Source organism: Pseudomonas sp. GL_135, from assembly GCF_057834665.1.
Genome location: NZ_CM174408.1, coordinates 665,257 through 690,167, shown reverse-complemented (window position 1 = coordinate 690,167; position 24,911 = coordinate 665,257). Strand labels below are relative to the sequence as shown.

The window sequence follows — 24,911 nt, the reverse complement described above, 5'->3', positions numbered from 1 at the left end:
GGCTAAAAACTGCCTGTGCCACACCAACAGGCGTGCGTTTTCCCCGTTTACTTGGGGCCTGAATTATTCAGGTCCTTCAGCGCTTCCGAATCATCCCCGCCCAGCCAGACGTTCACGCTGGCAACGCTTTCTTGCGAGAGCTTGCCGGCCCAGCGATTGAGAATGAACAGGTTGGTGATGAAGTCGTACTGGGATTTCAGCAAGTCGCCCCTGGCCTTGAACTCATTCTGCACAGCGGTCAGCACGTCGACGGCGTTGACCACGCCATAGGTGAACGCCTTCTGCGCCGCGATGCTCGACTGCTTGGCTGAAGACAACGCATTCTGCCCCGCCCGAATCTTGTCCACAGCGGATTGAGCCGTCAGATACGCGTTGGTGGTTTCCTTCACCACTTGCCGGCGAACGCCCTCAAGGTCCTGCTCGGCCGCGTACTGCTCGTCATACAGCCCGCTCACCCGCGCGGACGTCGAGCCGCCGCTGTAGATCGGCACTTTCAAACCAATGGTGGCGACGTAGCTGTCACTGCGCGGGGTCAGCGTGTTGTCGTAACCGACATCACTTTGCGAAGCACCGAGGTTGAAACTCAGCGAGGGGTAATGCCCGCCCTTCCCTTCACGTACCGCCGCATCGGCCGCGGCGAGATTGCTTTCATAGGCTTTGAGTCGAGGGTTGCTGTCGAGCGCCTGGGCAATCCAGGCGTCCAGCGGCAGCGTCGGCGCTTCCAGCGCGATGTCGTTACGGATTCGGCTCAAGCGATCATTGATCGGCCGGCCGACGATTTCCGACAACCCTTCCCGAGACAGACGCACCTGATTGCGCGCTTCAATTTCCTGGGCAATCAGCAAATCGACCCGGGCTTTGAGGTCCAGCATGTCGGTGATTTTGGCCATCTGCCTGGCGTACAGGGCATTGACGCGATCAAGACTGCCCTGAGTCGCGCGACGCTCGGCCGATACCAGCTCCAGCGCATCGTCGGCGGCCAGCGCCGCGAAATAACGCTTGGCCAGATCGACGGTGGCTTCGGCCTGAGAATCCTCGGACTGCGAGCTCTTTTGCAACGTCACGCTCTTGGCTTTCTGATACCGCTCCCACGCTTCCTTGTTGTAGATGAACTGGCTCAGGTTCAAAGAATAGCTTTTGTTGTCGTAGATATCCCGCGACTGCTCGTCCTTGCGCAGAATCCGGTTGATGTTGCTGCTCGCCGACACCTGGGGCAGCAAACCACCGAACGCTTCGCGCTCCTGCTGCTTGGCAGAGCGTGCATGGGCGTAGGCCGAAAGAATGCGCGGGTCTTCAAGCCGCGACTCTTTGTACAGCGTCATCAGGTCCAGCGAATAGGTCGAAGCGCTGACCTGCTGTGGGGCGGCGGGTTGCGCGGCACTGGCGTTTAGCGCGAACAGACCGAAAAGCAGACCGGGAAGCATACGGACCACGGTCATTCCTCGATCATCGATTTGGCGAACATGTTGCGCGCAGGCTTGAGCAGGTACTGCAGCATGGTGCGTTCGCCGGCATTGATCAGCACTTCGGCGGGCATGCCCGGCTGCAACTTGCGATCACCCAACCGCTTCAAGCCTTCGTCAGTCACCTTCACGCGCACCAGGTAATAGCCCTCGTTGGTTTTCTCGTCCGTCAGTCGGTCAGCCGAGATGCGCGTGACCTGCCCCTGAATCACCGGCGTGGTCGCAGCGTTGAAGGCGCTGAAGCGGATGTCGGTGAGCTTGCCGAGGGTGATGCGGTCGATGTCGTTGGTCGACACATGGGCCTCGACCACCAGGTCCGAAGACTCCGGCACGATGTCCAGCAACGGTGTCCCGGCGCTGACGACCCCGCCGATGGTGTGTACTTTCATGTCCAGCACCATGCCGTCTTCCGGCGCGCGGATGACGATGCGAGACAGCCTGTCCTTGAGCGCGCTGGCTTTCTCTTGCAAGTCGAAGACCTGGGCTTGTACATCACTCAGATCCTTGGCTACGTCGGAGCTGAATTTCTGATTGGTCTGAACGATCTGCATCTCGGTTTCGTTGATCTGCAGACGCGTCTTGGTGATGGTCGACTGGTGGTCAGCGACCTCAGACTTGAGCATGTCCAGCTTGCGTTCCTGCTCAAGCAGGCGCTGCTTGTCAACGAAGCCCTGACGCAGCAGGTCCTTCAGCTCGGTGATTTCACCGGTGTAGGACTTTTCGAGACTGACCTTGGTGGCGATCATGTCGTTGAGGCCAATGATCTGCTGCTTCAACTGGCCGATGCGCTCTTTCTGCACCGATATCTCACCCAGGCGCGCGTCGTGCCGCGACCGGAAAACCTGAGCCTCACCATCGATGGCCTCACGGGCGCGATCGCTTTCAACGCCATCGATTTTCAACGCCGGAATCGCCGGCTGATCGTCACGCTCGGCGCGAAGACGCGCTTCTTTGGCGCGGGCGGTGATGAGCTGGTTGCGGGTGGATTCGTACTCCGAGCTGAGCTGACCATCATCAAGGATGATCAACGGATCGCCCTTGTGCACCGTGTCGCCCTCACGGGCGAGCAGTTCTTTGACGATGCCGCCCTCGAGGTGCTGGACGGTTTTGCGGTAGCTCTGCACGGTGACAACCCCGGAACCGTAGACGGCGTTGCCCAGCGGGGCGAACGCTGCCCAGGTGCCAAACAATCCGAAGGTCACCAGGACAATCGCCATCCCGACCCGGCGGATGCCACGGTCGGAAGTGGGCATGTCTTCAGAATGCTCGTCGAGCACGGTTATCGCGTTACTGGTCATTCACGAATTCCTGTCAGGCGCTGGGCTGAATGGCGCCGGTCGATGCCGGAGCAACCCGGGGCGGGGTCTGACCCTCCGCCTGGGCCTGTGCCTGGGCTTGAGCTTTGGCCTGTTGCTGAGCCAGTTCGGCGATCACTTGATCACGCGGGCCGTACATCGTCAGGGTGCCGCTGTTCAGGACCATGATCCGGTCAAGCCGTGACAGCACGTTAGGGCGGTGGGAAATGATGAACACCGTCGCGCCGGTCTCTTTCATCTTCTGCAGCGCAACACCCAGCGCACGCTCACCGACCTCATCGAGGTTGGAGTTGGGCTCATCCAGCACGATCAACCGTGGGCTGCCGTACACCGCACGCGCCAGACCGATACGCTGGCGCTGCCCGCCCGAGAGGTTGAGGCCCTCGCTGCCGATCACCGTGTCGTAGCCGTCGGGCAACTGCAGGATCATTTCGTGGACGCCGGCCGTGCGCGCCGCCAGCACGACTTTATCGGGTTCGATCTTGCCGAAGCGGGCGATGTTATCGCTGATGCTGCCTTCGAACAGCTCGATGTCCTGAGGCAGATAGCCCAGGTGCGGACCGAGCTTTTGCTTGTCCCACGCACTGATGTCAGCGCCGTCGAGCCTCACCACACCGTGCTGAGGCGGCCAGATGCCGAGCAACGCCCGCGCCAGCGTCGACTTGCCTGCTGCACTGGGCCCGACGATGCCGACGATGCTGCCAGCGGGCGTCACGAAACTGATGTTTTTGATCACCGCCGCTTTCGCACCCGGCGGCGCGACGAACAGGCCTTCGACCTGCAGGTGCCCTTCCGGATCCGGCAACGACATGCGCTCGGGTTCGGCGTTGAGCTTGTCCAGGGTTTCATTCAAACGCTGGTACTGCACGCGCGCTGAGACGAAGCCTTTCCAGCTGCCGATCATCTGATCGATCGGCGCCAGTGCACGGCCCAGCAGGATGGAACCCGCCATCATCAAGCCAGGATTGATCTCGTGGGTAATCACCAGGTAGGCGCCTGCCGCCAGCATCATCGACTGGGCCCAGGCCCGGAATGTCTTGGAAATCGAAGTGATCACGCCGCTCTTGTCGCTGGCCCCGGACTGCAGCACCAGCACACGCCGCTGCCGAACCGCCCAGCGACCCATCAGGGTGTCGAGCATGCCCATCGACTCGATGACTTCAGCGTTGCGCAGGCTTTTGGTGGTGTGCAGATTGGCGGTAAGGCTTTGCTTGTTGGCCTCTGCCAGGGCGCCGCCGGTGTAGCGATGATTGACGTACGCCAGCGTCACCAGCACCACCGCCGAGATCACCGTCATCCATCCAAACCAGGGGTGAAACAGAAACATCACCGCGGTATACACCGGAAGCCACGGCGCATCGAAGAACGCAAACAGCCCGTTGCCGGTGAGAAATTGCCGCAGCGAGGTCAGGTCATTGAGGGACTGCGCCGACGCGTCCATGCCGCCACTGTTCAGCGCTTTCCGAAAACTGGCGCGGTAGACATCGCGACTGAGCAAAACATCCAGCCGGTTGCTGATGCGCACCATGATGCGCGACCGCACCCACTCCAGCGACCCCAGCGTGAGCATCAGGATGGTAAGAATGAGGGTGAGCATGATCAGCGTGGACGTGCTGCTGCTCGGCACCACCCGTCCCGAGACCTGAATCATGTAAAAGGTCGGAACCAGCATCAAGGTGTTGACGAACAGACTGAAGAACCCGACCGAGAGGAAACTCCCTCGACAAGCCTTGAGCGCCGCTTGCAGGTTATTTTCGTGTGAACGATTCATAGAATCCATGGCTGAAGATAGAGGGCGGCGAAGCCGTGGACGTGCGGCAACGGTTAAGGCCGGCAGCATAAGAGCCGTCAACCGACGTTGCGTTCCGCGTTCAGATTCTTTTCCTGGTATCTCGACACTGGACTACCGGTGTTATTCGTTGCCGGGCTGCCGATCCGACGAGCTGTCGACCGTCATTCGAGGCTGACGCAGAGGGCCTCAGACGTTAATATGCCGAGCTTTTAGCGGTGAAGAAATTCTTGATTAGTCAGCTTACGGGTAAGGACGAGGGTCAGTGCGCAGGGCTGGACTCTGACCGTGCCGATGTCGCGATTCTGATGTGTACCTACAATGGTGCAGAGTACCTACGTGGGCAACTCGAATCCATTGCAAGCCAGTCCTTGCAGAGCTGGACGCTTTACGTATCCGACGATTCCTCCACTGACACGACGCTCGGCATCCTTGCTGAATACCAGCGTCAATGGGGCGAGCACAAGCTGGTGATCTTCAATGGGCCTTGCCAGGGATTCGGCAAAAATTTCATATCCTTGCTGAAACGGCCGGAGGTCCAGTCACGCTACTACGCCTTTAGCGATCAAGACGACGTCTGGCTCAGCGACAAGCTGGAAAGAAGCGTCGAGCGCCTCGATGTATTTGCCGAGCAGACCCCAGCCCTGTATTGCTCAAGAACTCGACTCATCGACGCGACTGGCAAGATCATCGGTTTTTCTCCTCTGTTCTCGCGACCACCTTCGTTCAGGAATGCGCTGGTTCAGAGCCTCGCAGGCGCCAACACCATGCTAGTCAACAACGCTGCGCGAGACCTGCTGCTTCGCGTGCCAGACGACGCGACGATCGTCGCTCATGACTGGTTGACTTACATCATCGTCACCGCGTGTGGTGGGCAGGCGATCTACGACGCTGAACCTACGCTCGACTACCGCCAGCATGGCGGCAATCTGATCGGGGCGAATGCGAGCCTCACGGACCGTATCACTCGCATCCGCAAGATGCTGTCGGGCCGCTTCGTCGAGTGGAATGACATCAACCTTCAGATTCTGAAAGCCATGTCTGCTCAGATGACCGATGACACCCGTCGCGTGCTTCAGCATTTCGATGCGGGCCGCTGCACGAATCTGGCGAAGAGGCTTTGCGAACTGCATCGTTCAGGGGTTTATCGGCAGACGTTTGCAGGTCGCGTGAGCCTGCTCCTCGCTGCTTCCCTCGGGAGAATATGAATCAGCGTTGAGGCATTAGACAGTGCCCTTCCGCCGGTAGGCGGACGAATAAACAGCAGGCAAGCCCCTCACTCGCAAATGTTTGCCCGCACGGCCGGGCAGAATGTTCTGTAGGTCGGCTTATGTTAATGTGTCGGCCTTTGCCTTCACTGCCCGCAGCCGAAGCTAAACCAGCCCTACCTCGCCAGTCTGGTGTTTCGCGAAGCCAAATCAACAGCGTTTTTTAAACTCTACGGAGCAAGTCCTTCACCTGATGAAGCACTTTGCCAACCGGTACAGTGATCGGAGACAAACACGCATGAACGCTACACGCCTTGCCATTCCCGACGTCATCGTTTTCGAGCCTAAAGTTTTTGGTGATGATCGCGGCTTTTTCTTCGAAAGTTTCAATCAAAAGGTGTTCGAAGAGGTGGTAGGGCGCTCCGTGTCCTTCGTGCAAGACAACCACTCCCGCTCTGTAAAAGGCGTCCTGCGCGGCTTGCACTACCAGATCCAGCAATCGCAGGGAAAACTGGTACGCGTGAGCCACGGCGAAGTCTTCGACGTCGCTGTCGACCTGCGCAAGAGTTCCGCCACATTCGGCAAATGGGTGGGCGCCCACCTGAGCGCCGAGAACAAGAAACAAATGTGGGTACCGGAGGGGTTTGCCCACGGGTTCATCGTGTTATCGGAGAGCGCCGAGTTCCTTTATAAGACAACCGACTACTGGGCCCCCGAGCACGAACGCAGCCTGGCCTGGAACGATCCCACCGTTGCCATTGAATGGCCGATCAGTGAGCAGCCTGCTCTCTCCGCCAAGGATCAGACGGCAGCAAGCTTGCAAGAGGCTGAGGTGTTCACCTAAGCCAACCTGGCGAGGACCGCTAATTGCCTTCCAACAGAGCGCGCGCAGGTAAAATGTTCGGGCTTAAGCCGGGCTATGCACGTATCTCGTAACTGATCGGGTCACGCCTCTGAGACTCCTCGAGCTGTTTACCGATCTCGACATTGAAGGAACACACGTGCAAGGGACTCTGAAATAAATGCAGACTTTTTCACCAACGCCCAAAGCGCTGATTGCCAGCGTCTGGCGGCACCGGGCCCTGATTACGGCGATGGTCAAGCGCGAAGTCATCGGGCGCTACAAAGGCTCAATGCTCGGAATGCTTTGGTCGCTCTTCAATCCGATCGTGATGCTCGCCATCTATACCTTCGTGTTTAGCGTGGTTTTCAAAGCACGCTGGAGCGTAGATAGCACCTCCAAAACCGAGTTCGCTCTCATGCTCTTCGCAGGCCTGATGATCTTCGGGCTTTTCTCAGAATGCTTAACACGTGCGCCCAGCCTGATCCTGAACAACTCAAATTATGTCAAAAAAGTGGTGTTTCCTCTGGAGATCCTGCCATGGGTGACACTGGGTTCGGCGCTGTTTCATTTTGTTGTGAGCCTCACAGTTTGGCTCGTTGCTTACATGGTTTTGTTCGGCACACCGCATTTGACCGGGCTATACCTGCCTGTGGTGGTGTTGCCATTGATGATGCTGTCAATGGGGCTCGGTTGGTTCCTCGCCTCGCTTGGGGTATTCCTGCGTGACGTCGGGCAGATTGTGGGCGTTCTGACCTCCGTGCTGATGTTTATGAGCCCAATCTTCTATCCCGCCAGCGCGCTGCCTGAATCTTACCGCGGCTATCTGATGTTGAACCCGCTAACGCCGATCATCGAAGACGTGCGAAGAGTTTTGTTTATGGGCACACCTCCGGAAGTAGATCAACTGCTGATCTCCTATGGCATTTCTATAATCGTGTTCTGGCTAGGCTTTGCCTGGTTCCAAAAAAGTCGTAAAGGGTTCGCCGATGTCCTCTGAACATGCAATTGAAATTGAGTCGCTGTCTAAGTGCTTTCATATTTATGACACACCACGCGATCGACTTTTGCAGATGTTCTCCATGGGAGAAAAAAAGTACTTCCGCGAGTTCTGGGCGCTCAAAGCCGCTTCATTTTCGGTCAAACGAGGAGAAACCGTCGGGATAGTCGGGCGCAACGGGAGTGGCAAGTCGACTCTCCTGCAGCTGATCTGCGGAACGTTGAATCCAACTTCCGGGGCAATCACTACCAACGGGCGAATTGCTGCGCTGCTGGAATTAGGCTCAGGCTTCAATCCTGAGTTCAGTGGTCGAGAAAACGTCTTCATGAATGCCGCCGTTCTGGGGCTAAGCCAGGAAGAAACCAAACGCCGTTTTCATGACATTGAGTCCTTTGCCGAGATTGGCGACTTCATTGACCAGCCCGTTAAAACTTACTCAAGCGGGATGATGGTGCGACTGGCGTTCGCAGTCGCCATTAACGTTGACGCGCAAATACTTATAATTGACGAAGCATTGGCTGTTGGTGACGAACTGTTCCAGCGCAAATGCTATGCAAAGATTGAAGCCCTCAAGCAGCGCGGTGCCACGATACTGTTCGTTTCCCATTCCGGCGGAACGGTGATCGAGTTCTGCGACAGAGCAGTACTGTTGGACAGTGGCGAGGTATTGGCAATAGGTCAGCCCAAGGCGATCGTGAGCCGGTACCAGAGGTTGATCTATGCATCGGCAGAAAAGCGCGAGAAAATCAAAAACGAAATTCGGTTACAACTCGCTGATCTATCGGATGACCAGCAGTCGGCCGACGCTCAGGCAGAACCGGAAACTGTCGAAGCTGCATCGAGCAATGACTTCTTTGATCCCAACTTGAAACCTCAGAGCACCGTATCCTATGAGAGCAATGGAGCCCTCATCTTGGAGCCGGCAATCTACACCCGAGCCAACAAACCGGCCAACACCCTGACCCGCGGTGAACATTACTTTTATCGATACAAAGTCAGGTTTAGCAAAAGCGTAAGCAACGTCCGATTCGGGATGATGATAAAGACGACGTCTGGGTTCGAGCTGGGAGGAGCTGCATCCAGCCCCGTGGGCGGCGGAATAGTACATGCCGCTGCAGGCCAGGAAATAGACGTGGAATTTCAGTTCAATTGCAAGCTGAACATCGGCACTTATTTTTTGAACGCAGGCGTTACAGGCTTGATCGGAGAGGAAGACACTTATCTGCATCGTATTATCGACGCCTACCTTTTCAAGGTTAGCCCTGCAGAAAATGATACTGCGACGGGAGTAGTCGATTTTGACTGTGTGTCCACCGTAAAGGATTTTTCCTAATACTCCTATGGACTATGAGGTAGCCGGAGCATCGAGTCCCGGCTTGCCTTGGTGATGTCTATCGCCGTGAGATTGCCGATATGAATGAGGCTACCCTACCGAAGTGAGGCCTAAACTCCCTCGCCAGGCTTTGGTTATCAGGGCTGAAGCGTCAGGCCGACGATATCTAGACGCCCGCACTAGACGTCTCTGAGCGAATTTTTTCACTCAACATCCCCAGCCGACAAACCTTATACCCATGGCGCAGCAAAATAGTAGTTTATACAACCGTGCCCATGGTAAAGTCGCGAAGACTTCTGACATGGAATGCCTAGTAAAATGGTCTTTAGCTCCGTTGTATTTATCTTTTATTTTTTGCCTGTATTTCTGATTGCCTACTACCTGACCGGCGCTCGCAATGCAGTATTATTGACGGGAAGCGCTATTTTCTACGTCTGGGGGGAAGGCCTATATCTATTCCTGCTAATAGGCCTGCTGCTCATCAACTTTTGGGCTGGAAAGCAGATAGACTGCTCGGAAGGTCGCAGACGTAAGTGGCTGCTGTTCACATTTGTAAGCGTAAACATAGGCGTGCTCGCAGTCTTTAAGTACAGCCAGTTCCTAGTTAACATTGTTACTGGTGCATTGCAGATGGAGTCAGTTCATCTTGGCATACATCTGCCCCTCGGCATTTCATTTTTTATCTTCCAGCTTATTTCTTATCTTATTGAGGTCAACCGCAGAACAATAGAGTCCGAGAAAAGCCTGGTACGGCTTTCAACGTACGTGATGATGTTCCCGCACTTGGTAGCCGGCCCCATCGTAAGATACACTGATATCAACAGCGAGCTTATCAATCGCAGGGTCGGACCAGACAAAATCGGGTTAGGAATTCAGTTCTTTATCATCGGACTGTGCCAGAAAGTCATGATCGCTAACTCAGTAGCACCTGCGGCCGACCATTTATTTGGTTTGGACCCGGGTAGTATTACAACAGCAGCAGCATGGCTAGGAACACTCGCTTACACCCTACAAATCTATTTCGATTTTTGCGGCTACTCCAACATGGCGATCGGGTTGGCGTTCATGCTCGGATTTAGATTCCCTAAGAACTTTGACTACCCCTATTCTTCCAAATCGATTACCGAGTTTTGGCGTCGTTGGCATATGTCGCTCTCATTCTGGTTTAGGGATTACATTTATATCCCTCTGGGAGGAAGTCGCGGGGGTGAAGCATCGACAATACGCAACCTTGTTATTGTCTTCTTCGTCACGGGGCTGTGGCATGGCGCGGCGTGGACATTCATAGTCTGGGGCCTGTTCCACGGGTTATTTGTGGTGCTCGAACGAGTATTCTTGAAACAGCTGTTAGATGGCATACCCGCTGTATTTGCCCGAATCTATACGCTAGCGGTGGTGATGACAGGGTGGGTATTCTTTAGGGCCGAAGACTTCGGCCAAGCATGGGCAGTCATTAAAGCCCTCGTTGGTGTTGAAGGGCGAGATGTCACTTGGCAACCCGTTATGGCATGGATGACGCCTGAGACAATTGCCGCTATGGCTATAGGCATGGTGGTGTCCTTTCCGGTGATCCCTGCATTATGCAACCTCTTGCGATTTGATTCAGTTAAGGGCACCGCGCTGCCCGGCGGCGGGGGGTCGCAGGTCTTGAGCGTTCACGCGATCCCAACTTATCTTTTGATAACAGGGTTAGTGGTTTGTATGTTTCTGCTTTCAGGAAACACACTTAATCCGTTTCTATATTTCCGATTCTGAGGCTGCATCATGGACCAACCCACTGCTCGGACTGCAGATAAAAATTTGGTTGTTAGCCCCTCACGAAACTGGTGGCCACTCACCCTGTCTTTCGCGGCTATAATCCTTGCGGTTCACTTATTTCCGTATCTAAAAATCAGTAAGCCGACGATTGCGGAGAACCGAGTTTTATCAACCGCCCCTCGCTTTCCTACTAGCTTAGATGATTGGTCATCCATACCAAGTAAGCTTGACTCGTTTGTCATAGATCAATTTCCTGTGCGTACGTACCTTATCTCCGGGATAAATTATTTGAGGTATAAACTTGGATACTCGGGCTCGAACAAAGTAATCGTTGGAAAAGATGGATGGTTATTTTACGACGATGGCGGACATCTTGCGCTTGCGGCCGGGCACCAGAAGTTAGAGAAAGAGGGTATTGATAACTGGGTACAAGGTCTGAGCCAGCGCATTAGGTATTCACAACGCAATGGCGCCAAGTTCTATTTTTTGTTAGGCCCAATCAAAGAAGATATTTATCCCGAATACAGACCTGCGTGGATGCCCAGCGAGCGAGTTAGAACTGAAGTGGACGACATTATTGCCGCTGCTCAAGCCGCCGGGTATGACCAGGTGATTGATCCACGGCCTGCCATTCTTGATCAAAAGAGCCAGCAAAAACTATATGACGAATACGACACTCATTGGACGGGCCTAGGGGCGTATATCGGCTATGAAGCTTTAATGAGCAGAATAGCAAAAGACCTACCATCGCTAGCGCCACTGCCGATCACTGCATTTCAGCCAGTGCATGGCGGCATTGGCGGCGTACCCAGAAACCTTTCTTTGATGCTGGGCATCGATGACTTTGTCGCCCATGATCGGGTAACCTTTGCCACGGCCATAACGCATGATCCAAAGAAGACTACCTTTCTAAGTAACGACCATAGTTGGGTTGCACCACAAGTACTCCATACCGATGCAAACACGGGTAAAACGCTTTTACTACTCAGAGACTCGTTTGCATCGGAGTTACTGCCAATGCTGAAAGAACAATTTGAGACAATCATAACAGCTCATGTACAGGACGGTTTTTTTCGAAAGGACCTCGTTGAACAATTTAAGCCAGATGTGATCGTAGTCGAAGTTATCGAGTCAGGCATCCGTCATTCGATGAGGGAAATGCCCGAACTGGAACTGAAGGCAGATTAAAGAAGTCACTATGGACTGGTCAGCCCGATAGACAAGACACTGTCCCATTGGTAGCGCTCGGTACCCGTGCTTCTTCTGAATCGGCTACCTACCCCTCAACATGAGGTGCTTATAAGAGCCTTTGTAAGTACCTCCCGTATTGCTCCTTACAACACGGACCAATAATACTTTCTAAGGGGCGAGGTAACGATCCAAGCCGAGCAAGATATCGTTGACCGCGTCCTGGACGCTATAATCAACTGTATTTATCCTCATATCTGGCGCGACCGGCGGTTCGTACACAGAGTCCAGCCCCGTGAAGTTCTTGATCAACCCTGAACGCGCTTTGACATACAGCCCCTTGGGATCCCGTCGTTCACATTCAGCGAGGGGCGTATCAATGAATACCTCGACAAACTTATCCGACCCGATGATCTCCCGCGCCAGTCTTCTGTCGTCGCGGAAAGGCGAGATGAACGCAACTATGACTATCAGTCCGGCATCCGTGAACAGATTAGCGACTTGAGCAATGCGACGGATATTTTCCTTGCGGTCCTGATCACTGAAGCCAAGATCACCACACAATCCGGTACGTACGTTATCTCCATCTAGAAGATAGGTATGTTTGCCAAGTGCAAGCAGCTCAGTTTCCAACGCATTCGCAATAGTGGATTTACCAGCCCCGCTAAGCCCAGTCAGCCATATTACAACTGGACGCTGCTTTTTCAACGCAGATCTGAGCTGCTGATTAACTGCAGTCTCATAAAAACTCGTATTACTCAAAATCTCTCTCCGTCAACGTCCGCTCGATGTGGCCTACATGTGCGCTGAAAAAGCTGCGTCATTGTGGAAGGGGCTGAACTTCAGCCCGTCAAACTCCGATCCTAGCATACACAGGCATCTGCTCGTATCACCATGCGGATGGCCGAGCCTTCGCGTAGCTGGTGGAGGCGATCGAATCACCACAATCGCCTGGATGGCGGAGCATGGGCGTTATTCGATAACACAACGAGATGTATGCGACTGCCCGGAAGGTTGATGACAGCATCAACACTTTTGTATTTACCCATCATTTGCAATGCACCCTAGCAACATTTGTACACACAGAAGTCGGATGCACTGGCTACGCAGGATGCCAAGGCGTGGGCGCTGTGGCCGGATCAGCCCTGGGGCGAGCGCCACGGCACGCTGACCAAACCCGCCCCAAACGTTTAGCAGGTGTAAAGCTTGAAAAATACAGCCCACAATATTCAGGCTTCATGGGGTACCACCGGTAAGCGCTAAAGAAGGAAGCGCCGGGATGTGCGCCGAACTCAGTCCGGATTTGGCTCCGGCAGCGACGGATTAGGGCATAGAGCGCTCTGACAAGTGGCAACAACAAGCTCTATCCAGTATCGTGCCGCACGAGGAAAGGCCAGAACTTCAAGTAGCTCATCGCTACAGAGAACAGGCACCGGCCATCGCGCGGGGTTGGAGGTTAGGTGCCGCGGGCGGAGTACGTTCTGTGTCGCGCCGCTACTCGGATAGCTAGGACGTCGCGGCAAAACGTGGCATAAACTCATCACTCAGGCGATTTTCTAGGAATGGCAAGATGTCGCAATGCTGACGTCTGCGCTTTGTTGAGCGCGGCAACATGGAGGGGCTTTCCGCGCGGAGCACCCTCAGCCGTCATCAATCAGTGGGCATCATGGCTCCAACGATAGATCTCAGGCATCTCACAAAGACTTTTTAGAAAGCGATTTGGTAAATGGAAGACGATTCGACAAAGAGCGATAATGCCGGAGCGGACAGCAAAGTCGTACTGGTGCTGGGCATGCATAGAAGCGGCACGAGTGCCATTGCTGCGGGCCTTCAGCAGCTTGGAGTGGTGATGGGGACCTCTCTCTATCGAGGGGACGAATGGAACCCGAAAGGTTATTTTGAAGAGAAGAAATTCGTCGAATTCAACACTCGGCTGTTGGATATGGCCGGGCTCCGCTGGGATTCCGCTTACCCATTCCCCGATAGCGCTGCCTCGCGCTGGGCCCCCCAAAGGACTGCAGCCTACGACTTGGTTGACGAGGTTTTTGGCGATACTCGCGTCTGGGGTTTCAAAGACCCCAGAATGTGCCTGCTTTCGGCTTTCTGGTCTGAGACATTCAGGTCTCGCGGGCTGACGCCTAGCCTGTTGCTGATGCTACGCGATCCTGCAGAAGTCGCGCTCTCATTGAATAGACGTGATGGGATAGCGGTCGAGCGGGCCGGCTGGCTCTGGTTCAATCATCTGCTTGGCAGCTTGGATTATCTCCAGGAGCAATCGGATTCGCATTTAATAGATTTTTCTGACCTTCTGCATGCTCCTGCCGAGGTCATGCGAGGCTTGGCAAAATGGATCGGGATTTCCGTCAGCGAAAACTTGGTTGAAAGTTTTGCCTCAGATTTCATCTCTCCGGGGTTAGCGAACGGTAAGGGCACCGCGAAACCGCTAATGCACCCGTTGATCATTAGCGCGTACACGTTTTGGCGCTCTGTGGCGAGCAACGGCATGTCTCCTAATATCGCTTTGCAGAGTCCGGAATGGCTAAGCATAAAAAGATCGTTTGAAGTCGAGATCAAACCAACGCTGCAAGCTGTTCAGAACTTTTTTGCAACGGACCGCCAGCTCACTGTAATGGACTCCCGTTTAATCGAACTTAGCGATGCACTACAGGTTACTGAAGAGCTAGCGCTGAAACGCTTGGCAGAGCTAACCTCGCAGGAGTCGCAATTAAAGCGGACACTTGATGCTCTCGCCTATGCTGAAAAGCTTGCGTTCGAAAGATTAGAGCGGATAGGCGAATTAGAACCGCAATTGAAGCTCACCAGCGATGGGCTAGCGTTTGCAGAAAACCTTGCGTTAACTCGACAAGCGACCATAGAACGGCTGGAGAAAGAGTTCACCCATGCTGCGGTCATCAAAGGCTACGTCGTACCCGCTACTGACGAGGCGGACAGCGACACAAATAAGGACGAGACATCTAAGTGACTAGCGGAGTAGCAGCCCAAGATCAGCACCAGAGCGATCTGCATGATACGTTGATGTGCCAAATCGATCACATCGCACTTCATCCATACGGCTTGTTCGGCTACGGCTGGGCGCTTGATAAAGCGGGCACCATTTCACATGCCACCTTGGAACTTAAATATGCCGACGGACGCATTGAATCCGTCGACGTTTCAACTGGCCGAGTCAGGGAAGAGGTTGCCATTGTCTTTCCTCATCATGCCCAAGCTGGCCAGTCGGGTTTCATGTTGATGGCGGGCTGGAGCGGGGTACCTCCCGAAAATGCGGATCTGGTATTTCAGCTTACAGATGGCAGAGTGGTTCGCAATGACCTCCACACTGCCATCAGCCAAGCCGCTCCAAGGGCAGGGGTAGCGGAAAGCCGCTACCTATTGAGGCGCGCTTGGGGGTACGTAAGGCAAGGCAAGCTAACCCAGTTAGTGCAGAAAGCCATAAGATACGGCAGGAGCAACCCTCGCCTGGGCGAGCCTGATGATCAAAGTGTCTCACAGCGGTTAAGAGGGAAGCACTGCCGTCTCGTGATTGACCACTCAATGGGAGGGGGGGCTAACCTGTTTCGCGAGCGCTTGGTGAAGCAGTGGGTCGAGGCAGGCGACACCGTTGTGCTTCTTAGCTTCAAGGTGGCATCAATGGAGCCATTCATAGAAGTTCGTGACGTGGCCGGCAGCTTCGCCTCGGCATTGCAGCCATTAGAGTCGCTTATAGCGCTGCTTAAACCCGCCAAGTCGGTGAAGCTGTTTTTTAATTGCGCAGTGTCATTTCCGAATCCCGCGCTCATTCAGCAGCTCGTTCTGAATGTAAAGGCAAGGTACAAGTCTGAGCTGATCGTTGCGATGCACGATTATTTTCTGGTCTGCCCTTCAAATTTCTTGCTGGACAGCACTGGGGTTTATTGTGGCGTCCCGTCGATCAGCCAATGCGAGTCATGCCTGCCCTACCACGGCGACGGCTTTGTTTCCCTTACGGGTGAGAGGTCAATTACCAACTGGCGAGGCGTTTGGGGAGACCTATTCAACGCTGCGGACGAGATACGGTGTTTTTCCGATTCGACCAGACGACTTTTAGGCCGTGCGTATCCGGAGGTGGCCGCGAGGGCTACACTGATTCCCCATGAAGTTCCGCCGCTTCGAACGGTACGAAACAGCCGCGCGGAAGAGCCCGTTCTTACAATCGGTGTCATCGGATCCATATCCCATCACAAGGGAGCAGGGGTGGTTGCAGACCTCGCCAAGGCGATCGCCGCTGCGGGCGCCGGTGTACGCATTGTCGTTGTTGGCAGTGTGGACGCATGGTGTCCGCCAGAGGTAGTAACGCAGACCGGCCCGTACAAGCAAGACGATCTGCCCAAGATCGTCGAGAAGCACAAAATCAATATTGCCCTGCTGCCATCGATTTGCCCCGAAACTTTCTCGTTTGTTGCGCACGAGATCATCTCAATGAATCTACCAATGATCTGTCTGGACCTTGGTGCTCAGGCTGACATCGTCCGTAGCCAACCTTCAGGACACGTTTCGGCACGTCAAGATGGACCAGGGCTACTTGAAGAAATTATCGCTTTTGATCGCTCCATGCATCCGTTAACAATGAAGGTTATCTCTTGAAAAAAATACACGTTTACACGAGCGCCGCTTGTAACTACATCCCCAAAGTTCGCGCGCTGATTGAGTCGATCAAAAAATTCCACCCTGAGTGGGTCGTCCACTTGGCTTTGTCCGATGAAATTCCGGCAGGTCTTGATCTGTCCGCGGAGCCTTTCGATGAGATTCACCCACTGAGCAGTCTGGATATTCCAAACGCAACAGGATGGGCGTTTTGTCACACAATCGTTGAACTCTCCACCGCAATCAAGCCTTTTCTGCTAGCTCGACTGCTGGACCGCGAGGACTGCGCGGGTGTTATTTATATGGACCCAGATACTGTTCTCTTTTCGCCTTTGACCGATGTGATTGAGGCACTGGGCCATTCAAATATCGCCCTCACCCCCCATCAAATTGAGCCAGAACCGTCCCTGGCAGCGATTATGGACAATGAGATCTCGAGCCTAAAACACGGCATTTATAATTTGGGTTTCCTGGCCGTAGCGCCAACAGAGGTAGGCAAGCAATTCGCCCGCTGGTGGTCTGATCGTCTGTATTACTTCTGCCGCGCCGAAATTCATAACGGCTTGTTCACCGATCAACGCTGGATCGACTTGGCACCTGCTTTCTTTGAAGGCGTTTGCATTATGCGCACGTCGCGCTTGAACGTTGCACCATGGAACGCCACTACGCGCAAAATTACGGGCGAGCTACCAGATAGTGTGATGGTGGATGGGCAACCTTTGGGCTTCTATCACTTCACAGGTTTCGATAGCGGTGATCATCGTACGATGGCTCGCAAGAACGCGGGCGGACAGGAGACAGTACATGCGCTCATTGAGTGGTATACCCGCACCATCGCCGAGCTGGGCAAAGACCCGCTGAGCAAAGTCGTCTGGGCATTTTCGCGATTTGACGACGGCACGGTAATTCCGAAGCCGGCACGGTTGATCTACCGAGAGCGACTTGATCTACAGCAGGCTTTCCCGAACCCTTTCTTGACTCAGGAAGGTGGCTATAAAGGATGGTGGGAATCCCAAGGCCGTATCGAATTCCCTTTGTTGTTTGACAAAAATGCTGCTCCAGCAGAAATGGTGCGCTTGACCAGCGCATTAACCCCAGGCTATCAAGCGGGTGGAACCGCCGCTGTGTTCAGCTCAAGCCGAGTACGCGACCACTTTGCTAATGCCATTGATGACCCGCGCCACGGCGTCAAGCTAGCAAAGCGAGCATGGGAAGTACTTCGGACTGAAGGGGTCGCGGGAATCGTGAAGCGAGTTTCGAAATGACGCCTGAGGTGCCTTCAGCAGCCGTACACCACCAAGCGTCGGAGGATCAACAGAGCTATCGATGGCCGGTCGTCTCGAAGTCGCAGGCAGGTATATTGATTTCGGTTATCGCCGGAGTTGCAGCCTGCACTTGCATCGCGCTTCAGGCTCCTGGACAGGTCTCTATGGACACCAGCGTTCAGCTCTATGAAGCGTCAATTGGGCAGTCTATCAGCTACAACCCGCCCTTCATGTCTGCGCTGATGAGGTGGCTCGGGGGCGGCTCTGTTGCAACTTCGCTTTTGGTGCTGATAAACGCTGTTCTGCTTTACGGCAGCTTTGCCTTGACTGCCGTTTCGGTGGGCAATATGGGCCAAGACCAAGGGCGGGACCACCTCCCTTACTGGCGAATAATCCTTGCAATAGTGATCGTGCTGAATCCGATCATATTCCTGTACGCAGGCATCGTCTGGAAGGATGTGCTGTTCGCGTCACTTCTCACTTCAGGATGTGCTCTAACGCTTGCAGCGAGTACAGGTGGCATTTACAAACGCTATGCCTGCGCACTAGGGGCCATCGCAGTTCTGGCAGCGGGAATGATCACCCGCCAGCAGGGTATCTTTATGGTCCCCTGCATCTTGCTGGCGGTGATTGTAGCTTTGTGGCCAAGCAATTCTCGGAACCAGAAGTTTTACGTGATTGCCGGGGTCATCGCCGCATTCTTAGTAAGCGTTACGGTACTCCAAAAAAGAGTTGACGTAGCTATCAAACCACCCGTGAAGGTCGCGACCTCTGTCGGGTTTCGTAATTTAATGATTTTCGATCTCGCAGGCATGGTAAGTGACTCAGACCGACAGGCAAGCGATTACGCATTCCCAATTACTCCAGAGCAGCTTACAGCCATCCGTCAGATCTACACACCGGAACGGGTGGACACCTTGGACCGTACCCCGTTTACTCAAGCTTGGGTTGGCCGGCTGCCGAACAGCGAGTTGAGTGATGCGTGGTGGGCGATGCTTAAACAAAATCCAGGGGCTTACGCAGAGCACCGGTTGTCGGCTTTTGGAAAGCTGATAGGTCTATATGGATTGGAGGGCACGCTTCCTATCCACATCGGAGTGGAAGGAAACCCGAGCTATCTTAAACAAGTAGGTATCGGTGAAGGACGCGATCAGCGGAGTCAACTTATCTACGATATTGCGGTGCAATATTTTACTTGGCCTATATACCGTCACTTTTTTTGGTTAGGCGCTCTGGTCCTAGCGGTGGTGATTGGTGTCTACGCCCGCCTGCCACGTCGGCTACTGCTTATCAGTGCACTCATCGCTGCGGCTACCGCTTTGATGTACGCATCTTACCTGCCAACAGCCATCGCCGCAGACTTCAGGTATCTATTTGGTGCAATACCACTGGTCATGATGCTTTTCATGGTATTGCTCATGGGGGGACGAATAACTTATTGGAAACGATGACGGGCCTGCTCCTGTGAGCGGCCCAATAAAGCGTTTTTAGTAGGGGCTACTAATTCGCGCCGATTGACATTCTTAATGTCAACGGCGCGAATTTTAATAGAGCCTCTTGAGCATCTCGCCCCACCAAAGCCTTAGTGTCTATCAGGCCTTAACTGTGATGATGATCCCTAAGATGATGACTGCGACACCAATGAAGTACTGAGGCTGAAATTTTTCGCCGAAGAACAGATGACTCCCAATTGGCACGATCACAAACGCCAACGCCATTAGCGGATAAACTTTCCCAAGCTCGATCTTCTGCAGCACCCACACCCAGGCAATCGTTGTAATGCCGTACAGCGCAAAAGCCGAAAACAGTGTGGTAAGGGTAGCTATATCAAAGAAGCTTCCAGTGCGTTGCAGAGTAGAGGCGCTCAATTTGAAGAGAATCTGCCCAGCAGCAATACCAAGGACGCATATAAGCGCTACGAAATAAATCATTTTACTTTCAGCTCGTTGACGGATTTGTTTTTGCGCAACAAATGGAATGCTCGCTTAGGTACTGCCTGAACATCGTGTCCGATAAATGCGAGGATGAACTGGGTACCCAAGATAATTGGCAGCGCCGAAAGCATCACTGTTCCGGCTGGCGTAGGTACACCTGAACTCAGGGACGACGCCCAATGAGAGAATCCGAACACTGAACCTACGATCACCAAAATCAACCCCAAAGGCAGCTCTAACGAGGCGAGCGACATGTCACGCAGGTAATAACTATAGAAAATGCGCTTGGCCAGATTCCGCATGTGCTTGACGAAAAACTCGCCAACGATTTTAGATATCTTGAGGTTGCTGACCTCATCTGCGTATTTAGCATCCATCGGAATATCTACGGCAACTGCTCGCAATGTATTCAGACGGAAAAGCATGTCAGTTTCAAAAAAATAACGCCGGCTGATTTTGTTGAAAGGTAGATGGCGCGCAACATCTCGATGGATTGCGGTATAGCCATTGGTCGGGTCAAAAAGATCCCAATAGCCCGAAGAAAGCTTAGTTAAAAACGACAGCGCGGCGTTACCGAACAGACGGATCTTGGGCATCTGACGGATTTCCTCGAGGTCGAAGAACCTGTTCCCCTTGGTGTAGTCTGCCTCACCGTGAATGATGGGGGCGACAAATTCAGGGAGCAAACGAGGGTCCATTTGCCCATCGCCGTCAATTTTCACAAATATGTCCATGCCGTCGGCGATGGCAGCCTGATAGCCAGCCATAACGGCACCGCCCACTCCCTGATTTTGTTCGTTGCGGACGACGACTACTCGAGGATCTGTGCAGTGTTCTTCGACGAAACTGCCAGATTGCTCTGGACAACAGTCGTCGACCGCGTAGATTTTAGTCACCTCGCTTCCAATCTCGGCGATAACACCGAGGATATGTGCCTTGACCTTGTAGCAAGGGATGATTACCGCAATTTTCAAGTCTGTCATTGTCATGGTTTTCGCCGTTTCATACCTTTGATCGATCAAGAACTCACAATCGACATGGAGATCAGAGCCAGGGATGGGTCCACCGAGTGGCAGCCCTTTCGTAAATGGATTCGATGATGTTTTGTCGGCCAGCAGCGCCCGCTCGAAAAGCTGCCATGGTAACCCACTTTAAGGCAGTACTGGCAGTCCTAGTGCCAAGCGCCTGACGGCCTGGTAAAACCGTCGCGCCCATGCCTGGGGCCGATCAAGGGCCGCAGTGACTACCATCAGATCAAAAGAGGCTTCGCTGAAAACCCTCACTCGCCACCTGTCCGCGCACGGTATTGGGGCACTGTGCTCATTAGCGATGGATGATGTGCTCAACTATAAGTCCGGTCGGCACGGCTTAACAAAAGTCTGGACTTGAGCAATCACACTCATCACACTTCAAAACTTACCAGATACGGGGTCGTGGGAAAAAGCCTAAAAACTAGGTAGCTTCGGCTAGCTTCCTTCAGCATGGCTAATAAAAACAACCCAGAACAGGCCACATATAGCATGGAAAAAAGCACTGTCTCGCTTGTTAGGCCGTTAGCATACCCCTGCTTAGAAGGAGTGAGATTTTACGCTGCGCTCATTGTATTCGTTGAGCATGTCCTCTCAGGAATTGTTCTCGAATATTTTAAAATAAATCCACTTGAGTTTAGCTACTCCTCCGATTCAAGAACGCTTAAGGCGCTATATTATTTAGCGGACGGAAACCATGGAGTAGATATCTTTTTCATCATCAGCGGCTTTTTGATGACAAGGCTGATCCAGAAACCAGGCTTTTCCTATTCGAGCTTCGTACTCGCCAGAGTTAAGCGCATCTATCCTGCATTTCTCGTCTCGCTACTCATCACCACCCTAATTGTGGTGCAAGTATTTGGATGGCCGTGGAAAATCATGGACTTCCTGGGCAACCTGATTTTTTTAAATGCTTTTCCGGCGCTGGGGGTGATGCCCTATAATCACGTATCTTGGTCGCTCGGATACGAATTCGCTTTCTACGTGATAATACCTATATTGGCACTGGTACCAGGTGATACAGCTAAAACCTCCATAAAGTTCGTAATTTTGCTAGCAATTCTGTTCTGCATACCGCCTTCGCTCATCCGGTTCGAAGCTCTGTTTGTGGGGGGACTCATCGGGATTTTATCTGAATCATCCCTCAAAGCATTCGCATCCAAAATCCCCCTCTCGATTGCGGTCATTGCTTACCTAAGCTGCGGAGTCATAAAGGCTTTAGGAGTCATTAGCTACCAAAGTTATTATTCCCTATTCCTGGCGTGCGCCGCAGTACTGCTTGTTAGACTGGTATGGCGAACCTCTGCCCTTGGCTCGTTCCTTATGCTCCCCGCTATGAGAAAGCTGGGCACGCTATCCTATTCGCTATATTTGTATCATTCGGTCATCGCGTCCCTTGTGCTATACAAGCTAACTCCATGGCCCGCGTCGCTTGGGGGTGCCGTATTTGCATTTTTGACGACTTTTGTGCTTACCCTTTTTGCTTCCTATGTGTCGTACATGCTATTTGAAAAGTGGTATTTTAACGCCTCGCGGCATAGAGCTTCAGTCCCATAGCCGCTTGTGGCAGTTCGCGCTCAGCGCTTGAGTTCCGAAGGCTTACAGTTGGCGCCTGTCGTTCAAGCAGGCATTAGGGCCCTGGCGCCTCCTTAAGAGACGGCAGTAGCCCTATAGCAGGTGCCGACTGAGAAGTCGCTTTGCTCTTAGGGCGCAGCGGATAACCTGCGCATGACTTCAATTACCAGCGCTTTAGCATGGACCCGCAACTCAGGTACGGCTGTCGCTTCCCAGTATGTAGCTTTGAGCATCGGCCCAACATAACTAAGCCATGGCGTCGCAATGCCCTGACTGCTCAGCACTTCATAGCCAGGTGATACATTAATCCCTAGCCCAAGCTCATCTGAGGAAATAATATCGGCGCTGACAAGACTTCGCATCAACTCATCTTCTATTCTAGAGAGGCTAGTGCAAGGTCCAGTGCAATTGATTATCTTGTTGACCGCCACCCGATAAACGCGCTCAGAGCCACGCCGCGCCACGTCGACCTCACAGATATCCCCTTTGATCTCCACTGCGGTAACTCTACCCGCGATGAGTTCAACACTAGAATCCTGTATACCAGCTTCGAAAATGCGAGACGTTTCAGGCGCAATTCTGTGCCTATGTGAGTCCCAATATACCTGGAGGTGTCGCAGGAAACGCCTACGCTCGATTAACGGCAAACGCGACCACAATTCTGGAGTGATATTTCTGAGAGCCGTAATTACCTCCCTCCAATGCTCTGACGAGATACTTATACAGTTCCGTACGATCCTTAAATACGTCCGAACAGTAGGCGCAGCATTCAGAATTAAACTCTGGACATCCGTCGTAAAGCCATCAGCTGGGAGCTGGTCCCTGTGGGCTTTTGGGTGCAGCCCGCGGCGTGAGACCATAAAAACTTGCGCGGACGGCAGGGAGCGTTTGATGGACAATAATACATCGACAGCCGTCAGTCCCGTCCCAATGAGCAGGACCCTGGGAGCATCCTTATGGGCAAGCTCCAAGTGATTCAACCACGGGTCTGCGATATAAAATGGCGAAAATGATTGTGGATTTACAGCCAGTGGATTTGAGGGGGCAAAATTTCCCAGCGCCAGAATGACATGATCAGCCAGGATTTTTGCTCCGCAAGCCATTTCCAACAAGACGTCGCTCCCCTTCTTTTCAACCGAGAGCACGTTACCCGCTACGCGCCGACAGGTGACACGACCTGCGCTTTGCGACTCAGCAACGGCCAGGAGCTCCTCCAAATACACACCGTATAGCGAACGAGAGACGAAACTGCCGGAGTGAGTTTCAGTGTCTAAGCGACGGCAGAAACGCAAAAAAGAGTCTGGATCATCCTGCAGTGCGGACATATTGCCAGCAGGCACGTTTAATAGATGGTGTGGGCTACTCGTCCCGTATGCTAAACCGCGCGCCATTTTGCCAGAACGATTTACCAGTATTAATTCTGCTCCTTGCGGAGCATGTCTCATGAATTCAACCGCAGCTACAGTGCCACTGAATCCCGCGCCGATGATCACCACGCGCCTCATACATATTCCTCGACCTGATTTGCAGCTAAGTTCCACCAAAGGCAAAACAAGATTCGGTACCGACTGCCGCGGTTGGACCCCGCACGTCCCTTGGCCCCATATGAACAAATGACTCGTATTCCGGGCACATCAATCATCATGGCTGGTTTTCTCTTCCGATGAGGACCTCAGGATTTAAATCTACTTCCAGCCACAATTGATCCGACACATGCCAGCGTGAAGGCGATCTGGTCGCGGCGACGGCGGCGACACTTGCGGGCGGTCAACGCCAGCCATAGTCGTGAACTGGTATGTGGCGCACCATCGGGGTGACTATCTAGAAGCGATCCAACTATTGACACCTGAGCGAACCACCAACCGTTCAGGGCTTTCTTCGCGCGGGCGATTGCTGTGCTGAATCCAGCATTCACCCCAACCTGATTATCCGCATGCTGCCGATAATCCATCCCAGGCACTGGATCGATAAACCACGTAAACCCATGACTGCGCGCGTACGCATAACAAAACCAGTCATGCAACGCGACGTCCTGCACCCTCTCCCACTCATCCACGATCAGCTTCTTGAACCCCGCTGCGAGCCCAGGCTTGAGCACATACGTGCATCCCGGCCCCGCTGCTTCGAAGAGGTGATCCCATTGCACCTGAGGCTGGGCTTTGTCGACAAGCATTCTTCGCCCATCGGGCCAGAAGGCGACGACGTTACTGGAGTAACCGTCAACATCGTCCGAACGCAGTTTTGCAACCGCACGCTCAAGCTTGTCGGGATACCAGATATCGTCTTGGTCGGAGAAGGATACGAAGTCGAACTCACTCAAATCGACATCGCGTATCAGGCGGAAGAAGTTGCGTGCAGCGCCCTTGAATGGGCCTGCAGAAGGGAGCAACGTTACGTTCGGGTGAGTCGCCGCGTACTCGGCGCACCAGCCTTCGGTACCATCGGTCGAGGGGTCGACGCTGACGTAGATGCTGACGTGCACATTGGTCTGCGCGAGGATAGAGGCAATCTGCTCCTCTATCCACGACATGCCGTTATAGGCAGCCAACAGCACAGCGACTTCGGGTAACTCAAAAGACATGCTGTTGGC

At 53.6% G+C, this 24,911-nt stretch carries 19 protein-coding genes; 11 read left to right on the top strand and 8 right to left on the bottom strand.

Features of this window, described 5'->3' with window-relative positions; all coding sequences use genetic code 11:
- Nucleotides 1–47: 47 nt before the first annotated feature.
- From AC3ISG_RS03150 to AC3ISG_RS03140, 3 genes are read right to left on the bottom strand one after another with little or no spacing between them, the layout of a single operon-like run.
- Nucleotides 48–1,439 (bottom strand): TolC family outer membrane protein, encoded by a 1,392-nt coding sequence (locus AC3ISG_RS03150; RefSeq protein WP_172609784.1) that lies wholly within the window; start codon nucleotides 1,437–1,439, stop codon nucleotides 48–50.
- Nucleotides 1,436–2,761 (bottom strand): HlyD family type I secretion periplasmic adaptor subunit, encoded by a 1,326-nt coding sequence (locus AC3ISG_RS03145; protein WP_122536944.1) that lies wholly within the window; start codon nucleotides 2,759–2,761, stop codon nucleotides 1,436–1,438. Before AC3ISG_RS03145 ends, AC3ISG_RS03150 begins: the two co-directional genes overlap by 4 nt.
- A gap of 13 nt (nucleotides 2,762–2,774) precedes the next feature.
- Nucleotides 2,775–4,550, bottom strand: coding sequence for a type I secretion system permease/ATPase (locus tag AC3ISG_RS03140; protein ID WP_489298491.1), 1,776 nt, complete (start codon nucleotides 4,548–4,550; stop codon nucleotides 2,775–2,777).
- Nucleotides 4,551–4,876: 326 nt separating this feature from the next.
- Between AC3ISG_RS03140 and AC3ISG_RS03135 the strand changes: the two genes are divergently transcribed.
- From AC3ISG_RS03135 to AC3ISG_RS03110, 6 genes are all read left to right on the top strand, one after another.
- Nucleotides 4,877–5,776, top strand: a complete 900-nt coding sequence (locus tag AC3ISG_RS03135; RefSeq protein ID WP_489299447.1) for a glycosyltransferase family 2 protein — start codon at nucleotides 4,877–4,879, stop codon at nucleotides 5,774–5,776.
- Nucleotides 5,777–6,074: 298 nt separating this feature from the next.
- Nucleotides 6,075–6,620 (top strand): dTDP-4-dehydrorhamnose 3,5-epimerase, encoded by a 546-nt coding sequence (rfbC, locus tag AC3ISG_RS03130; protein WP_489298490.1) that lies wholly within the window; start codon nucleotides 6,075–6,077, stop codon nucleotides 6,618–6,620.
- A gap of 178 nt (nucleotides 6,621–6,798) precedes the next feature.
- Entirely contained in the window at nucleotides 6,799–7,617 is an 819-nt protein-coding gene (locus AC3ISG_RS03125) for an ABC transporter permease (protein WP_489298489.1), read from the top strand.
- Nucleotides 7,607–8,950, top strand: coding sequence for an ABC transporter ATP-binding protein (locus AC3ISG_RS03120; RefSeq protein WP_489298488.1), 1,344 nt, complete (start codon nucleotides 7,607–7,609; stop codon nucleotides 8,948–8,950). Before AC3ISG_RS03125 ends, AC3ISG_RS03120 begins: the two co-directional genes overlap by 11 nt.
- 318 nt (nucleotides 8,951–9,268) lie before the next feature.
- Nucleotides 9,269–10,705: an MBOAT family O-acyltransferase gene (locus tag AC3ISG_RS03115; RefSeq protein ID WP_489298487.1), complete on the top strand. Its 1,437-nt coding sequence runs from the start codon at nucleotides 9,269–9,271 to the stop codon at nucleotides 10,703–10,705.
- 9 nt (nucleotides 10,706–10,714) lie between these two features.
- Nucleotides 10,715–11,896, top strand: coding sequence for an alginate O-acetyltransferase AlgX-related protein (locus AC3ISG_RS03110; RefSeq protein WP_489298486.1), 1,182 nt, complete (start codon nucleotides 10,715–10,717; stop codon nucleotides 11,894–11,896).
- Between the two features lie 171 nt (nucleotides 11,897–12,067).
- Here the strand turns inward: AC3ISG_RS03110 and cysC are convergent, their stop codons facing one another.
- Complete coding sequence (cysC, locus tag AC3ISG_RS03105; protein WP_205487270.1) at nucleotides 12,068–12,661, bottom strand: adenylyl-sulfate kinase; 594 nt, start codon at nucleotides 12,659–12,661, stop codon at nucleotides 12,068–12,070.
- 961 nt (nucleotides 12,662–13,622) lie between these two features.
- Here cysC and AC3ISG_RS03100 point away from each other — a divergent pair.
- From AC3ISG_RS03100 to AC3ISG_RS03085, 4 genes are all read left to right on the top strand, one after another.
- The gene (locus AC3ISG_RS03100; RefSeq protein WP_489298485.1) at nucleotides 13,623–14,879 is read left to right on the top strand and encodes a sulfotransferase family protein; all 1,257 of its coding nucleotides are present in this window, start codon (nucleotides 13,623–13,625) and stop codon (nucleotides 14,877–14,879) included.
- Nucleotides 14,876–16,519 carry a glycosyltransferase gene (locus AC3ISG_RS03095; RefSeq protein ID WP_489298484.1) on the top strand — a complete coding sequence of 548 codons (1,644 nt, stop codon included), beginning with the start codon at nucleotides 14,876–14,878 and terminating at the stop codon, nucleotides 16,517–16,519. The genes AC3ISG_RS03100 and AC3ISG_RS03095 overlap by 4 nt, the downstream gene beginning before the upstream one ends.
- Complete coding sequence (locus tag AC3ISG_RS03090; RefSeq protein ID WP_122536933.1) at nucleotides 16,516–17,784, top strand: glycosyl transferase; 1,269 nt, start codon at nucleotides 16,516–16,518, stop codon at nucleotides 17,782–17,784. Before AC3ISG_RS03095 ends, AC3ISG_RS03090 begins: the two co-directional genes overlap by 4 nt.
- 164 nt (nucleotides 17,785–17,948) lie before the next feature.
- Nucleotides 17,949–19,235: a hypothetical protein gene (locus AC3ISG_RS03085; protein ID WP_489298483.1), complete on the top strand. Its 1,287-nt coding sequence runs from the start codon at nucleotides 17,949–17,951 to the stop codon at nucleotides 19,233–19,235.
- A 141-nt stretch (nucleotides 19,236–19,376) separates the two neighbouring features.
- On the opposite strand, the gene AC3ISG_RS03080 is transcribed toward AC3ISG_RS03085, so the two are convergent.
- Nucleotides 19,377–19,715, bottom strand: coding sequence for an EamA family transporter (locus AC3ISG_RS03080; protein WP_122536931.1), 339 nt, complete (start codon nucleotides 19,713–19,715; stop codon nucleotides 19,377–19,379).
- Nucleotides 19,712–20,707 (bottom strand): glycosyltransferase family 2 protein, encoded by a 996-nt coding sequence (locus tag AC3ISG_RS03075; protein WP_122536930.1) that lies wholly within the window; start codon nucleotides 20,705–20,707, stop codon nucleotides 19,712–19,714. Before AC3ISG_RS03075 ends, AC3ISG_RS03080 begins: the two co-directional genes overlap by 4 nt.
- Nucleotides 20,708–21,199: 492 nt before the next feature.
- Between AC3ISG_RS03075 and AC3ISG_RS03070 the strand changes: the two genes are divergently transcribed.
- Complete coding sequence (locus AC3ISG_RS03070) at nucleotides 21,200–22,303, top strand: acyltransferase family protein (protein WP_489298482.1); 1,104 nt, start codon at nucleotides 21,200–21,202, stop codon at nucleotides 22,301–22,303.
- Between the two features lie 146 nt (nucleotides 22,304–22,449).
- Here the strand turns inward: AC3ISG_RS03070 and AC3ISG_RS03065 are convergent, their stop codons facing one another.
- A complete protein-coding gene (locus AC3ISG_RS03065; protein WP_489298481.1) occupies nucleotides 22,450–23,826 on the bottom strand; it encodes an FAD/NAD(P)-binding protein in 1,377 nt (458 codons plus the stop codon).
- A gap of 167 nt (nucleotides 23,827–23,993) precedes the next feature.
- Nucleotides 23,994–24,902, bottom strand: a complete 909-nt coding sequence (locus tag AC3ISG_RS03060; protein ID WP_489298480.1) for a glycosyltransferase family 2 protein — start codon at nucleotides 24,900–24,902, stop codon at nucleotides 23,994–23,996.
- Nucleotides 24,903–24,911 lie beyond the last annotated feature (9 nt).